A 13,593-nucleotide genomic window follows, 5' to 3' on the forward strand; every position below is an offset into this window, starting at 1 on the left:
GGAGGACAAGTGGTACGGCACGTTGTGGTGGGGGACCTGAGGGTCCAGCGGATCGAGCGGAAGGACGGGCAGCGGTCATGGACGATCGTCTGGCCCGAGGGAACACTGCACGCGGAGGCGGACCGGTTCCTGCGTGAGCACGAGGGCTCGGGCACGCAGAGGACGTACGCGTACTACCTGGTGGACCACCTGCGGTGGCTGGAGCGCGAGTGCCTGGCCTTCGACACGGTCCAACTGCGTGACCTGGAACGGTATATGGGGATCGTCGGCGCCGAGGTCCGCATACCGCTCGGGGAACCGTGGCGGGTGGGCAAGCGCCCCTACGGCCGCTCGGCGCTGTCGACCGCGGCGGCCTGCTTGAAGGGCTTCTACCTGCAGCAGGCTTCTCGCGGCATCAACGGCGAACTCGGCAAGAAGCTCGACAAGTCCCGTCTGCCGACGCGGGCCGACAAGCGCCGCTCGTTCCTCGGGCACGTGAAGAACAAGCTGCCGACCAACCCACTGGCACCGAAGGGGCCGCACCGCCGGCACCCGAAGATGCTGCCGGAAAAGGCCAGGGAGAGGCTGCTGGGGACAGTGAACGCCGCCCGGGACCGGCTGGTTATCGACTGGCTCGCCGACGGCGGACTTCGGATCGGCGAACTCTGCGGGCTGCACCTGGTCGACCTGCACCTGCGCGAGAACGCGGCCTGCGGCGAGTGCCGCACCCCGCACCTGCACGTCTGCCACCGGCCCGGCAACCCGAACCGGGCCGAGGCCAAGACCAAACATCCCTGGCGGGTCGAGCGCGGGACGGTGACCGGCGGGCTGATCAAGCGGGTCAGCCCGGCGATGGTGCACTCCTACTTCGAGTACATGACGACCGAGTACCCGCGGGGCGCCGGGCACGGCATGCTCCTGGTCCAGCTGCACGGCGCCGATAGCGGCCAGCCGTGGGCTCCGGTCGGCGCCCGCCGGATGCTCGGCCGGGCCGGGAAACGCGCCGGGTTGGGGCTGGTGAAACCCCATGCCTTCCGGCACACCTTCACCTCGGCGGTTCTCGATGCCGCGGACGGCAACACCCTGATCGCCCGGGACGCCGGCGGCTGGGCGTCGGCCGCGATGGTCGATGAGGTCTACGGGCACGTCGATGTCCACGACCCGGTCTTCGATGCCGCGCTTCGCACGGTCTGGGGTGAGACGAAGTGACCGCGAACTCGCTGCTGCCCCTCTACACCGAACGTTCCGACCGCGAGGGCCGTGACAGGCTGGAGATCCTCACCGCGCTGATCAGTGCCCCCTTTTTCGACCCGATCTTCCGTGGAGTACTCGTCCGGGTTCCCCAAGACCACTCCGTCTACCAGTGGGGATGCGTCGTCGGCGCCTGCGAACGCGTCCGCTCCGGAGGGACGGACCTGTGCTCCAACCATCTCCGGCAGTGGGGAAAGGCGCGGGAATCGGGCACGACCCGGGCGGAGTTCCTCACTGCGGCACAGCCGCTGTCCCGGGCCGAGTTCGAGCGCGAGGGCCCGTGCTCGATCTGCCCCGATCGGCCGGCGGAGCCGCGAACCGACCTGCGGTTGTGCCGCGCCCACTACAGCTCCTGGAAGTACTACGTCGCCCCGCGCGATTCCGGGGCGGACTTTGAGCAGTGGGCTGCTGAACAGGAGCCCCGCGGGGGTTACGGCAACTGCAAGGTCACGGTCTGCCCCGGGCTGGCGGAGTCGCCGCTGGGTTTGTGCAGCTGGCACTGGCACCGTTACAAGCGCGACCGCCGCCCCGGCGGGGCGGCCCTTCCGGCCAGCTGGTGGCAGCGATACGAGAGCCAGGGACGCTCCGTCCCCGTCTCCTGCACGGACGAGAACGCCTTCCGCACCTGGTGCGCGAGGGTCGATCCGGCCCCGAGGCCGGGACTGGTCAACCTGCGCGGTCTGCGGCCGCTGCTGCGAGCCGAGATCCAGTACACCCTGTTCGCCCACACCCAGCAGGACCGGCACAGCATCTGGCGCCTGGACTGGATCCAGAAGCTCGTCAACCTCGCGCGAGAGCGCGACGCCGGCTCGCTGACCGACCTGGACTTGGACGACTTCCCGCGGTTTCACACCTCGATTGTGAAGAAGATGCTCCACTACCTGCGGCTGGTCTACTTCACCCCCGAGCAGACGCGGGACGCCGGGTTCCTCGAGACCGACCACTTCGGCATCCGCTTCCCTCACCGGGCCAGCCACATCGACCTGACCCGCATCACCCAGCGCTGGCTGCGTGACCTGCTCTGGGACTACACCGCCGAGCTCATCCGCTCGCCCCACCGCCCACGCACCGCAGTGCCCATCGACGGCATCCGCCGGGCCTGCACCGAGCTGAGCGCGTTCATAGAGGTCGACGCCCCCGGCGGCGGCCACGACCCGAGCGCCTTGCGGGTGGAGCACATGCACCGGTTCATCGCCGATCAGCGCCATCGTGAACGCCACGGGCTGCCCTCGCTGGTGATGAAGGGGCTCTACGGAAAGCCGTCGACGGTCACCTCCGTCACCCGCACCGACGTGTTCAACGGCGTCCGCAAGCTGCTGCGGAACGCGATGGAGAACGGCGCCGCCGAACGGCTCGGCCTGGACCGCGAGTTCATCATCGCCATGCCATTCGCCGGCGGCGAGCCGCTGCGAGCCCGGCGTCCGTTTCCCGACGAGGTCGCCCGAGCCCTGGCCGACGAGGCCAACCTCGCCCAGCTCACAGAGCAGTACGACCCCGATGACCAGGGGATGCGGGACGTCTGGGAGACCATCGTGCTGACCGGCCGCCGCGTGAACGAGGTCCTCAAGCTGCGCTGGAACTGCATCGGCCGCTACGGCGGCCTGCCGATGTTCTGGCACGACCAGACCAAGGTCGGCAACTACGACACCGCAATCCGTATCCCCGACCGGCTCTACGACCTCCTCGCCGAACGGCAGCGCAAGACACTGGACCGGTTCGTCGCCCGGCACGGACGCCGCCCGACCGGCACCGAACGCGCTCAGCTTGCCCTGTTCACCAGCAAGGTCCGCAACCCCGACGGCGCTACCGCTCTGTCCTACCAGTGGTTCCACCGAAGGTTCCGGGAGTGGGCCACCGAGCTCGACCTCGGCCAGCTCGTCCCCCATCAGGCTCGCCACACTCTGGCCACCAGCCTGCTTCGGGCCGGGGCGAGCCTCACCCACATCCGCCGCTATCTCGGCCAGGTCTCGGACCGGATGGCCGAGCACTACGTCCACCTGACCAGCGAAGACCTGGAGAACGTCCTCCAGCACGTCTGGGTCACCGGCCCCGGCACCGCCCAACCCGGCGAACTCCTCGCCGGAGAGACCACCCCACTCACCCGAGAGCAGGCCCAGGCCCTCGCCATCGACCTCTCACGCCGCAGCACCCCCTCCGAGGGCGGGTTCTGCACCTTCCAGCCCGTCGTCGACGGCGGCGCCTGCCCCTGGAACCTCGACTGCCACAACTGCGACAAGTTCGTCCTCTCCGGCGCCGACCTCCTCTACTGGCGGCGCAAACGCGAACAGTGGCGGCTGCTGGCCGAAGGCGCCCCGGACGACGCGATCGCCGACTATCTCCACCGCTACTTCGAGCCCACAGCCCGCGCCATCGACGGCCTGGAGAAGGCCCTGGTCGGCCTCGGCCTCCTCGGCGACGCCCTCGCCCTTGACCTGCGCAAACCCCAGGACTACTTCCACCGCGTGTGGTCCACGGCCTTCCGCGCCGCCGACCTCGCCGACGCGGGCGACGACGAGCAGAGCGAGTACAGCGATACGTGCACAACCGACAACGACCCCGAGCAGGACATCGCATGAAGACCTCTGCCGTTCCAGAACCCCGCACGGCCGCCGCCCTGGCCGCCCGCCGCCACAAGACCGAGACCGCCCTGAAGCGGGTCCGTGAAGCCATCATCCGGCTCCGGCGTGAGAAGGCCCAGGTCAGCGTGACCGCCGTCGCCCGTCGAGCGGACGTCTCCCGCACCTTCCTCTACGACAATCCCGAGGCCAGAGCCGTCATCGCCTCCGCGATGGCCGAGGCTGGAGAGCGCCGGACCCAGTTGCTCGCCGACCAGGGCGAGGAACGTGAGGCGACCTGGCGTGAACGCGCTCTGAATGCCGAAGACGCCCTCAAGACCGCTCACAGCGAGATCCTCGCCCAGCGGAATCGCATCGGTGAACTCATCGGCCAGGTGCGGGACTTGGAGGCCGAATGGGCCGAGGAGGCCGTCCAGCGGATCACTACCGAGAACACCACCCTCAAACAGCGAGTCCGTCAGCTCACGGCCGACAACCGCAGCCTTGACGAGCGGCTCAAGGCGGCCCGCTCCAACCTCCGCTTCCAGGACCGCCGCGTCGCTGACCTCGAAGCCCGGATCGTTGACCCAGCGTCAGGCATCTGACCTCGCCTTCGCTCTTCCGGCCTCATGGCCCGTTCTCCGTCCGGTGGACGGGCCATGTCGGCGTACACGTGAAAGTGGCCTGCAGTCACTCCAGGAATCCTCCGTTACAGAAGGCACCATCCGCTGCGAGGGTCCGGTAGGTCACGCCTTCCCACCCGTTGGGTTGGACAGCGAGTCGAGTGGCGGCTTCGGCCGCGAGGTATTCGTGCACGAGCTCCTTGCCGCCAGCCTTGAACTGTCCTTCGAGGGTGTGTTGGATGTTCCTCAGGGTCCGGTTGGCCTGCACTGCGTAGGTCTTCGCCAACCCGAACATAGTGAAGTGGTGCGTGGCCCGGGCTATGAGGCCCTGCCCCCATGTTGGTGGCGGGGTCACGAAGAACTCCAGCCGCACGGGGGCGTCGTGAATGACTTTGGCCTGCAGCCAGGTCACGTCGTCGATACGGTCGAGATACGGGTGTAAAGGTGTGGTCTCAACCGTGGTCGGCTTTTGATCGCCTTTGATGTGGTTGCAGTCGCTGCAGGCTGGCACCAGATTGAGTGGGGCCACGCAAAGAGCGGGGAAGGACATCTTAGGCAGGACGTGGTCGAGCTGACGGACGGTTCCGTGCCCGCACAGGGGGCACCTCTCGTCGACGGGGGCGCCCATGAGCTTGTCATAGATTAGGCGGCCCTTTTGGTTCCCCGCATCCCGTTCTCGTACGCCCAGGTCACGGCGGCCTTGTCGTCGATGCCTGGAACCTTGAACTCGGCGGCTTCCAGGGCGTGCAACGTCTGGCTGTGGGCTGCTTCCCGGAAGCGCTCTCCTGCAGCTTCGACGGCTTCGGCCGCGGCTGTCAACTTCTCTTGCCGACTGGTGTCCCGGGTGCTGCTCACACATGCGTCGTAGCTCTCGCGGGCTGTCTCGGCGGGGGGCTCCAGCGGCCACATCAGCGGCTCTCTCCTGCGGCCTTGTCTGCGAGGAGGATCCGCACCAGCCCCTTGGCCTCGCCGCCCAGCTGGCCGCCGAAGTGGGCAAGGACTTCTTCGTAGGTGCCATGGGCCCTGACCGCCCTTTTGACTTCCGCGTAGAAGCCGGACTCCTTCACCTCCAAGCCGAAGATCTCGTGTGTGAGGACACCGACGTTCTCACCGAAAGTCTCGATGGTGGGCCGCTCGGCCTGACGGTTGCCCCAACGGCTCAGTTTCCAGATGCAGGAGCGGGGGACCTCTTGGAGGACGACAGGGGAGTGGGTGGCGATGACCGCGACTGCGTTGCGGTCATCCATCAGGTACGACAACGTCCTGATGAAGGAAGATAGGAGCGGTGGGTGCAGGTGGGCCTCGGGTTCGTCTAGGAGCACCAGGGACTGCTCGGCCACGAGCGTGGCCAGCTTCGTGATGGTCAGCAGCACGATCGAGTGGCCTGAACTGAGTTGGCCAAAGATCCTTCGGGCTGCCTCTTGATCGCTCTCCGTGAATGTCTGTGGCGACTGCTCACGGAGGCGTCGAGCGAAGTCATGGACGGGGAGGCGGCGAAATGCGGGTCACTGCTCAGAATGCGCAGGGCATGGACCCACCGTCCGAGCCGTCCGGCCGCCCAAACCTCTTTGAGGCAACTGGCGAACTCCGAGCCCAGTTGTTCATGTGATTTGGGCTCGCCGAGGTTGTTCCCAGCGCTAGCGAGCCCCACGTACGCGTACGTGGTCGCTGCGTGGTCGGGGTCGCCAACCACACTGACGAAGGGGTCGAAGGCACTGAAGGTGACGGAGACGACGTTGACGAAGGGTTCACCGTCCTCCGCGGTGGGGGTGGGGAGGTGTTCGATTCGGCCGGCATTGACGTCGGCGCGGTCAGGGTGGACGGCCGCTTGGGCCATGTTGCGCAGCAGGGTGGTTTTGCCGACTCCGTTGCGTCCGATCAGGACGTGAATGTTGCTGGACGGGGTGGTGCGGGGGGTGACCACGAAGCTGAGTGGCGGGGGCGGCGGGACGTCGCTGTCTGGCGCGGGAACGAGGTAGTTGAAGCGGTACTCGGTGAGCCGGGAACCACCGCTGGCGATGCGCTTGAACTGGGCCATGACCGTACGCTTCTCGACGCTGCGCAGCAGCGAGAGGGCCGTCACGTCGTATTGGAGGGCGAAGTCCAGACGCTTTGATGAGAGAGCGATATCACCCAGTCCGATGAGGATCTCCAAGCGTACCTGGGTGCCGAGTTTCCTGATGCTGTCGTAGTACAGGTCGTCTTGGCCCAGGGAGAACAACTCGGGCCTGCGGAGGGAGTCAAGGTGCTCGAACTGCCCTACGGGGAGGGGACTGGGCCCCGGTTCCTGGGCGCCGAGGGCGATCTTGACGCGGCCCAGGCGCTGGATCTGTCTGTTTTCGTCCCGAAACCAGAGGTCGTAGCTGGTCTGGTAGCCGTGGTCGTCCCCGGCAACTGGGACGAGGATGGCTTCTTGGGGGCCTTCGTCCGACGGGGACTGTCGATCGGCTTGGACCACGAATCGCACAGGGTCTCCTGGGAGCCACTCAGGGGCGCCGAGCCTTGACGAAGCGGATGCGGCGCCGGGACTCGTGAACGGTATCTGGTCCTGGGGCCTGGTAGCGGCGTGTATTCAACTGCCGTGAGTTGAGCCCGTTCATCAATACTCGGCTGAACTTCGGGGAGTACGCGGACAGCCGTCTCACGAGACCACACAGACGAACGACAGCAACTCTCCATCACGGACATGTAGTCTATGAATCGTCGCAGTTCAGAGCCGGTTTCCGAGCTCCTGCGGTCGGTAAACTGGACGACATCCACCTCCTGGACACCCGCACCCGCGTGGGCGCCGAGACGTCCGACCAGATGAAGTACCTGTCCGAACGTGTCGGCGCCACCTTCGTCTACGCCGGAGTCGCCGTCGAGGACTCGCCCCTGCTGAGCGGAATCCGCGGGGCGCAGCTGGCGGGGCGGTTCAAGCTCCTGTCCAACCCTCCCCTGGCATACGGGAGTCGGGAGCAGCAGGCAGCGTGGCGCGGGCTGCTGGACGGCATGGAGAACGCGCTGCGTCTTGAGCGGCACCGTCCCGGATCGCTGGGGCGCATGGCCCGCTATCTGCACGAGCGCACCGGCGGGCGGCTCGGGAGTCTGTCCGCGCTGATCCGCGAAGGAGCGATCACCGCGATTCTGGACGGCACCGAGAAGATCACCAAGAAACAACTCGATGCCGTCCGTCTCGACCATCTCGCTGAGCAGGATGCACGGCCCCCAGCCGAGCAGGCCCCGTCCGGCCACTCCCGGACGGCCGCCTGAACAGCACGTACTCGCCCCTGCCTCTTGTTCTGCTTGTTTGGTGGACGTCCCCATCTGCGGGCGTCCACCGGCCAGTCGAAAGCTGACCTCACCACGCTATGCCCCTGTCCCCACCTGTCCAAAGCCGCCTGGCCGCGGGCGCGATACGCACCGCGCCCCTCGAAGGCGAGACGACCGCTTCATGGATCACCCGGTGCGCAGCCCGCTACCACCTGCCCGCAAGTCCTTACCTCCGAGCCGTCCTTCAGCAAGAGGGCCGCGCCACTGTGAGCGGCCGGAGCGCGCTGGGCGCCGAGCTCTACCTCAATGCCGCGGCCCGCGAACGCGTGGCCGCCTACAGCCGCATCGAGGAGCAGGTCCTGGCACGCGTACTGCCCGCCTGGCCGCTCGACCTGGATGTTCTACGGCACCACACCGGGCCGGCCGCGCACTGGCAGTCCCCCACCACGCACACGGCCGCGTCGGTCATGGCCGGGTGCCTCAAATGCACCGCACCACGCAGCCGCGGACAGCAGGTATGGCAGTACCGGGGCCGGCACCAGCGCGTCTGCCACACGCATCGCATCTGGCTCGTCGGCGGCGAGGCGGGCTACACCGGACCGACCCAGATACCGCTCGATCACCTGGGCCAACACGAAGCCGCCCGCATCCTGGCCGCACACCGACGCCACCAGGACCTCACCGACCCAGGCGGCATAGCCGCCGAGGCGTGGCTGTGGGCCCGCGGCACCATCCAACACCTCTACACCGACCAGAAATTGATGTCGGGCACTGTGCCGGTTTCGTGGAACAAGCGCCTTGACGCCCTGGCCGCACAGGCCGGTCGTATGGGCAAGGTGTGGCCGTGGTGGATCATCGCCCGCGACCTGGTCACCTATCCCGAGACCTTCGCTCTGGCCGAAGCCCTCACCGCGATGACCGCGGACGCGGACGCGTACCAACACGCCGCAGCCGAAGAGCACTTGGCTGGCCTTCTGTCCGACGCACTCCGGACGAACACCGGCCCAGACCCCGCCGACGAGGCGGGAACCCTCGCTCGATGGCTCGCCCGACACGCACGCAGCGAACTACAGCGCTGGCTGAACAGCCGCCACGGCGACGCGAGCGCGGCACCCCTGCACGTGGCGCCCCTGACCTGGGCCCTCAAACGACACGCCGACCGTCAGGGCTGCGAGGCGGACGGGGTGTCCGGCCCGGTGTAAGAGAACCGGTACCCGGCGAAGTCGCCGACGTGGATGTATCCGAGGCGCTGATAGAGAGCGTTACTGGTGGGGTTGTCCGGGTCCGTGAACAGGACAACGTCCGTCGCGCCCGCGGCCAACGCGGCGCGGCTCGCCTCGGCGGTCACGGCGCCCGCGAATCCGCGGCCCCTCAGGTGGGATGGGGTGTAGACGGGGTCCAGCCGGATCATGCCGCCGACAAGCGAGGTCGTGGCTGCCATGGAGACGGGAGTGCCGTCCGAGGTATGCCAGAACGTGAAGTGCCGGTCACCGAAACGCGAGTCGACCCAACGACCGGCATCGATCAAATCGATGGAGGACTGCTCTTTGACATCCACGCAGAACTCGCGGCACCAGCGCACAACTTGCTCATGGTCTGTCCCGTCCGCGATACGCCCCTGTCCCTCGGGGCGGGGCTGCGGTGGGGTGAGCGTACCGAGACGGTAGAGGTGAGTCCGCCAGAAGATCTCCGATACTGCTCCTGTGCGCTGCTGCCATGCCCGTGCGAAAACGGTGGCGGTGTCGTGGTCCGCAATGACGTTCACCGGCAAGTGGCCCTGCCGGGTCAGACGGGCAGCGAGGCCATCGGCCTGCGAGGCAGAGAGCGGGGTAAGGCCCAAACGGCCACGCGGAGTGCGGTAGAAGATGGCGCGGACCTCGCCTTGTGACGCAAACCAGCCGAAGACGGCCGCCTCGGCCTGTGCGCCTGTACCGCTGACACGCAGCTTCTCGATGTCCGTCAACGGCGTGTTGTGGAGAGCAGGCCGCGAGCGCAGAAAGTCCCCGGTGTGAGCGAGGAAGACATCGATGTCTTCAGTGAGTTGCCAGTCATCCGTGAGCATGCTGCATGGTCCACCAAGGCAGTAGCCCCACGCACCCCTCCGTGTGGGTTCCAGCACACGCTTCATACCCACACTCGGTAGAGCTGACCAGCCGCCCAACCAACCTGCACACCCGCCACACCACACAAGCCACAGGCCTACGCGGCGCCCGCAGTGCACCACCAGGACGTCATCCCGCTGATCAGGAAAACTGACTCAGCTCCCATGGGCTATCACTCAGCCCATCTGAAAAACACCAGGCCACACCACCACCCAAAGATCAACTAAACCAAGCCCCGACAACACGTCTGCCGCGGACCGCGCCGGCGATGCCGAGCTCGCGCATCAGGCGTTCGACGGTGCAGCGGGCCACGACGTGGCCCTGCCGGTTCAGCTCCCTCCAGATCTTCCTCGCCCCGTAGACACGGTAGTTGGAGTCGTGGACGTGCTGGATCAATTCCTTCAGCTCGCCGTCCCGCACGGTCCTGGCGGACGGCACGGTCCGGCGCTTGTGGTGGGCGTAGTAGGTGGAGGGGGCGATCTTGCAGTCGTGTGCGCTCAGCACACGGCAGATCGGCTCGACGCCGCCGAAGCGGTCCCGGTGCTCGTCGATGAACGCTACGAGCGTGTGTGTGGCCGGTCGAGCTCGGCCGCGAAGAAAGACGCCGCGGCCTTCAGGATCCCGTTGGCCCGCTTCAGCTCGGCGTTCTCCTTCTTCAACGCCTTGAGCTGGGCGGACTCCTCCGTCGTGGTCCCCGGCCGCTGCCCGGCGTCGATCTCGTGCTGCTTCACCCAGTTCCGCAGCGTCTCGCGGGAGCCGATGTCCAGCTTCTCGACCACCGCCTGCAAGGCCGCGGTATCGGTCGGGTGGTCGCCGCGGACCTCGGCGACCATGCGCACCGCACGTCGGCGCAGCTCAAGCGGGTAACGGGAAGGTCGTGCCATGACTCGATCCTTTCATGAAATCGAGTCTCCACTTCACCCGGGGCGGTTCACCCGGGCGCGTGCACACAAGCTGGTCGGCGAGCTCTCTGATGACGCTTGGGTCCGTGTGAGCTGCGGGGACGGCGCCCACGGGCCGCGTGAATACCACTGGGCGGCGGCCCCGATCCGGCCCTGGCGGCGGGAAGGCTGGGACCACTGGTTACTGGCACGGCGCAGCCTCACCGACCCCACGGACATCGCCTACTACATCTGCTTCTCCCCTGCCGGGACCCCGTTGGAGGAACTCGCGCGGACAGCGGGGTCCCGGTGGATGGTCGAGGAGTGTTTCCAGACGGCGAAGAACGAAACCGGGCTCGATCACTACCAGGTCCGCAGTTACACCGCGTGGTACCGGCATATAACCCTCTCCATGGCCGCCCTCGCCTTCCTCGCCATCCTGCGAGCGGAGGCAAAAAAGGGGATCCAGACACCGGCCATACTCAATCGCTCATACCCATGACCATGAATGAGGCCCGGCGAATCTTCAACCGCGTCTCTTCCCCCATTCACCACCACATTCAGCACGTACTCGCGTGGTCGCTATGGCGAAGAAGGAGTCAAGCACGAGCCCGTACCAGCCATTACCAACGCAGAGGACATCACGAAGTGTCGTTGCAGTATGCATCCCGTACGCGATCGTGCAGGACGGAGTCGTACGCGACTGGGGACGTTCAGTGGTACGTCCCCCTCCTTGAGGAGGGGGACGGCTGCGTCAGGCGGCGGGCTGTAGGACGGTGTGGACGGCGGCGAGGGCCTGGAGCCGGTCGGCCACGGCATCCGGGCCGAGAGCCGCAAGGGCCCACAGGGCACTGAGCTGGCTGCCGGAGGAGCAGATATTGATCAACGGCGGCCGGAACGGCGCCACGGCGATGTTCCGGGCGGCGAAGGGTGCGGGGTCGAGATAGGTCATGCCACCGGTCCCGCACAGATACGCGCGGGCGCCGGTCGCGGCGGAGAGGCCCGCGAGCCGGACGGATCGGCCCGGCCGGGACGGGAGTTGGCTGCTGGTGAGGATCTGGCCCTTCCAGCCGAGCAGGTCCAGCAGGACGCGGGTGGAGATCTCGGCGACCGTCGCGGTCCGGCCGGTGGTGAAGGCGTCCAGCACCGGGTCCAGGGCCTTCGCGAGGGCGGGCCAGTGGGGGCTGGAGCCGTAGTGCTGCCGCAGCATCCCGGCGGTTCGGCGGCAGGCCAAGGCAGGGTCGTCGATCCGGGCGTCCCGGATGAGGGTGGGCCGCCCATTGGGGAGGTGGGTGGGGATGGTGAGCCACTGCTGGCGGGCCGGGTCGTCGAGGTCGGCGAGACGGGCTCGGTGCTGGTAGTCGCGGCGGGTGAACTGCACGTCGTCCAGGACGATCCAGCAGTCCGCCGCGAACAGCTTGGCCAGCGTCGTCAGTCTCGGGAACACATTGGGCTGGTGGATCGCGCACAGCCCGCCCGGGGCGGGCAGGTCACGAGGTGATGAGGCGGCTGGTGAAGCCGTCGGCGATGAGGGATTCGTACGCGGCATGCACGTCCTCCGGGACCTCCTGCTCGGTGGCGAACCCGAGCTTCGGATACTCGATCACCCGCTGGAGATCACCGACGAGCATGTCCAGGACGAGCTTCTCGTCGCCGATGGACTTCAAGTAGTCGTCGAACTCCAGCGGCTCCGACGCGCACAGGATCTCGACGTCGGGCCACAGCTTGCGGGCGGTCGCGAACGATCGCCTCTCCATGTAGGGCTTGGACACCAGCAGCACCGTGCTCGGGTGGATTCCAGCGCCGGTGAGGACCTCACGCGAGAGGGTGATGTTCTGCCCGGTGTTCCCGGCGTTGGGCTCCAGCAGGATCGCCTCGGCGGGGACGCCGAGGTCGTGGCTGCCCAGCCCGATCGCCACGTCGACGGGCCGCAGTTCGTGGTTCATCTGGTGGTAGTCCCAGATCAGCTTGGCCTGGCGCCACTGGTCCTCGGTGATGGCCTGCTGGTTGTCGCTCACGCGTTGTCTCCCTGGTCACCGTTGCCGGGGGCCGGTCGGCCCCTCGCTCATGGCCTTGATGCCCTCGATACTGCGCAGCTGGTGCACGAGTCCGTACTGCGCGGCCACCTTGGCGGCCTGGTCGAGGACGAGGTGTCCATCATCCCGGGTCGCTGCGTCGGAGAGCAGGATGTGGCCATGAGCGGTGTCCAGTCGCACGCGTTGCATCGGTGATTCGGTGGTCCCGCTGTTGCGGGCGATGTCGATGAAGTGCAGGGCCTGGGTGAGGTCGCCGGCGCCGCGGCGGGCGAGGGCGAGTTTCTGATGGGCCACCGACCAGTCGTCGATTCTCTGGGGGTCGGAGCTGTCTTCGCAGGCTCTGGTTCATGTTGATGCAGCTCAGCGACTCAGTAGCTGAGTGTACGCATCACGACACCTGTGGTGCTAGTGCTCGATCCGGTGATCTGCGGCCGCATCGGCGGTGATGGCCCAGCACTCGTGGTCTCGCCATTCACCATTGACGAACTGGAAGCCTGCTGAGTAGCCCTCGCGCTGGAAACCCAAACGCTTGACGAGATTCAGCGAGGGCGCCGACTGGAGGCGACCCGGCGGAACGGTTACTCCGTCGTCGATGAGGAGGCAGAATCCGGCTTGTGCTCGGTCGCCGTGCCGGTCCGTGACTTCACCGATGCCGCCGTACAGGTCGTCGGACCACGACGACGCCTGGAACTCAGGACCCAGGAGTGCGTGACCCCGCCCTGCGATGGGCGCGCCACCTGGAGAGGGGGCCCTGCGCGGAGCCTGACCAGCAGTGCACGTCCGTCCGGCTACGGGCGAGGACTCGCGAAGTCTGAGGGGTCCGGGTCACGGCATCGTGGTCCGGCCACCCGACTGAACGGCCCGCGGCAGCGCTGGAATTGGCGTCGTGGATGAGCACGGTGCTCTCTCGTACC

Annotated in this window: 13 protein-coding genes and 3 pseudogenes; 7 read left to right on the plus strand and 9 right to left on the minus strand. The window is 67.2% G+C overall.

Annotated elements, in window-relative coordinates; translation table 11 throughout:
• Window positions 1-9 precede the first annotated feature (9 nt).
• Genes OCT49_RS34090 through OCT49_RS34100 form a run of 3 tightly spaced genes read left to right on the plus strand, consistent with a single transcriptional unit; the run spans window position 10 to window position 4,390 of the window.
• Window positions 10-1,188 (plus strand): tyrosine-type recombinase/integrase, encoded by a 1,179-nt coding sequence (locus OCT49_RS34090; protein ID WP_283849826.1) that lies wholly within the window; start codon window positions 10-12, stop codon window positions 1,186-1,188.
• Window positions 1,185-3,806 carry a tyrosine-type recombinase/integrase gene (locus OCT49_RS34095; protein ID WP_283856042.1) on the plus strand — a complete coding sequence of 874 codons (2,622 nt, stop codon included), beginning with the start codon at window positions 1,185-1,187 and terminating at the stop codon, window positions 3,804-3,806. Before OCT49_RS34090 ends, OCT49_RS34095 begins: the two co-directional genes overlap by 4 nt.
• Complete coding sequence (locus OCT49_RS34100; RefSeq protein ID WP_283849829.1) at window positions 3,803-4,390, plus strand: DUF6262 family protein; 588 nt, start codon at window positions 3,803-3,805, stop codon at window positions 4,388-4,390. The genes OCT49_RS34095 and OCT49_RS34100 overlap by 4 nt, the downstream gene beginning before the upstream one ends.
• 85 nt (window positions 4,391-4,475) lie before the next feature.
• On the opposite strand, the gene OCT49_RS34105 is transcribed toward OCT49_RS34100, so the two are convergent.
• From OCT49_RS34105 to OCT49_RS34120, 4 genes are all read right to left on the minus strand, one after another.
• Window positions 4,476-4,937, minus strand: a complete 462-nt coding sequence (locus OCT49_RS34105) for a hypothetical protein (protein ID WP_283856043.1) — start codon at window positions 4,935-4,937, stop codon at window positions 4,476-4,478.
• A 113-nt stretch (window positions 4,938-5,050) separates the two neighbouring features.
• Entirely contained in the window at window positions 5,051-5,263 is a 213-nt protein-coding gene (locus OCT49_RS34110; protein ID WP_283856044.1) for a hypothetical protein, read from the minus strand.
• A gap of 53 nt (window positions 5,264-5,316) precedes the next feature.
• Entirely contained in the window at window positions 5,317-5,814 is a 498-nt protein-coding gene (locus OCT49_RS34115) for an AAA family ATPase (RefSeq protein ID WP_283855626.1), read from the minus strand.
• On the minus strand, window positions 5,772-6,875 hold the full coding sequence (locus OCT49_RS34120; RefSeq protein WP_283849831.1) for a hypothetical protein: 1,104 nt from the start codon (window positions 6,873-6,875) through the stop codon (window positions 5,772-5,774). Before OCT49_RS34120 ends, OCT49_RS34115 begins: the two co-directional genes overlap by 43 nt.
• A gap of 314 nt (window positions 6,876-7,189) precedes the next feature.
• Here OCT49_RS34120 and OCT49_RS34125 point away from each other — a divergent pair, with 314 nt between their 5' ends.
• Window positions 7,190-7,660 (plus strand): ATP/GTP-binding protein, encoded by a 471-nt coding sequence (locus OCT49_RS34125; protein WP_283849832.1) that lies wholly within the window; start codon window positions 7,190-7,192, stop codon window positions 7,658-7,660.
• A 98-nt stretch (window positions 7,661-7,758) separates the two neighbouring features.
• On the plus strand, window positions 7,759-8,862 hold the full coding sequence (locus OCT49_RS34130; protein WP_283849833.1) for a TniQ family protein: 1,104 nt from the start codon (window positions 7,759-7,761) through the stop codon (window positions 8,860-8,862).
• Here the strand turns inward: OCT49_RS34130 and OCT49_RS34135 are convergent.
• A complete protein-coding gene (locus OCT49_RS34135; protein ID WP_283849834.1) occupies window positions 8,823-9,722 on the minus strand; it encodes a GNAT family N-acetyltransferase in 900 nt (299 codons plus the stop codon). The two genes, OCT49_RS34130 and OCT49_RS34135, sit on opposite strands and share 40 nt — an antisense overlap.
• Window positions 9,723-10,008: 286 nt before the next feature.
• A pseudogene (locus tag OCT49_RS34140) lies at window positions 10,009-10,646 on the minus strand (IS3 family transposase); the annotation flags it as partial.
• A 46-nt stretch (window positions 10,647-10,692) separates the two neighbouring features.
• Here OCT49_RS34140 and OCT49_RS34145 point away from each other — a divergent pair.
• Window positions 10,693-11,145, plus strand: a pseudogene (locus OCT49_RS34145) (IS701 family transposase); the annotation flags it as partial.
• Window positions 11,146-11,397: 252 nt separating this feature from the next.
• On the opposite strand, the gene OCT49_RS34150 reads toward OCT49_RS34145, so the two are convergent.
• From OCT49_RS34150 to OCT49_RS34160, 3 genes and pseudogenes are all read right to left on the minus strand, one after another.
• Entirely contained in the window at window positions 11,398-12,090 is a 693-nt protein-coding gene (locus tag OCT49_RS34150; protein WP_283856045.1) for a WbqC family protein, read from the minus strand.
• A 43-nt stretch (window positions 12,091-12,133) separates the two neighbouring features.
• Window positions 12,134-12,661: a YdcF family protein gene (locus OCT49_RS34155; protein ID WP_283856046.1), complete on the minus strand. Its 528-nt coding sequence runs from the start codon at window positions 12,659-12,661 to the stop codon at window positions 12,134-12,136.
• A 15-nt stretch (window positions 12,662-12,676) separates the two neighbouring features.
• A pseudogene (locus OCT49_RS34160) lies at window positions 12,677-12,985 on the minus strand (hypothetical protein); the annotation flags it as partial.
• Window positions 12,986-13,234: 249 nt separating this feature from the next.
• Between OCT49_RS34160 and OCT49_RS34165 the strand changes: the two are divergent.
• Window positions 13,235-13,573, plus strand: coding sequence for an IclR family transcriptional regulator domain-containing protein (locus tag OCT49_RS34165; protein ID WP_283856747.1), 339 nt, complete (start codon window positions 13,235-13,237; stop codon window positions 13,571-13,573).
• Window positions 13,574-13,593: the final 20 nt, after the last annotated feature.

It is taken from the genome of Streptomyces sp. ML-6 (assembly GCF_030116705.1).
GTDB lineage: Bacteria > Actinomycetota > Actinomycetes > Streptomycetales > Streptomycetaceae > Streptomyces.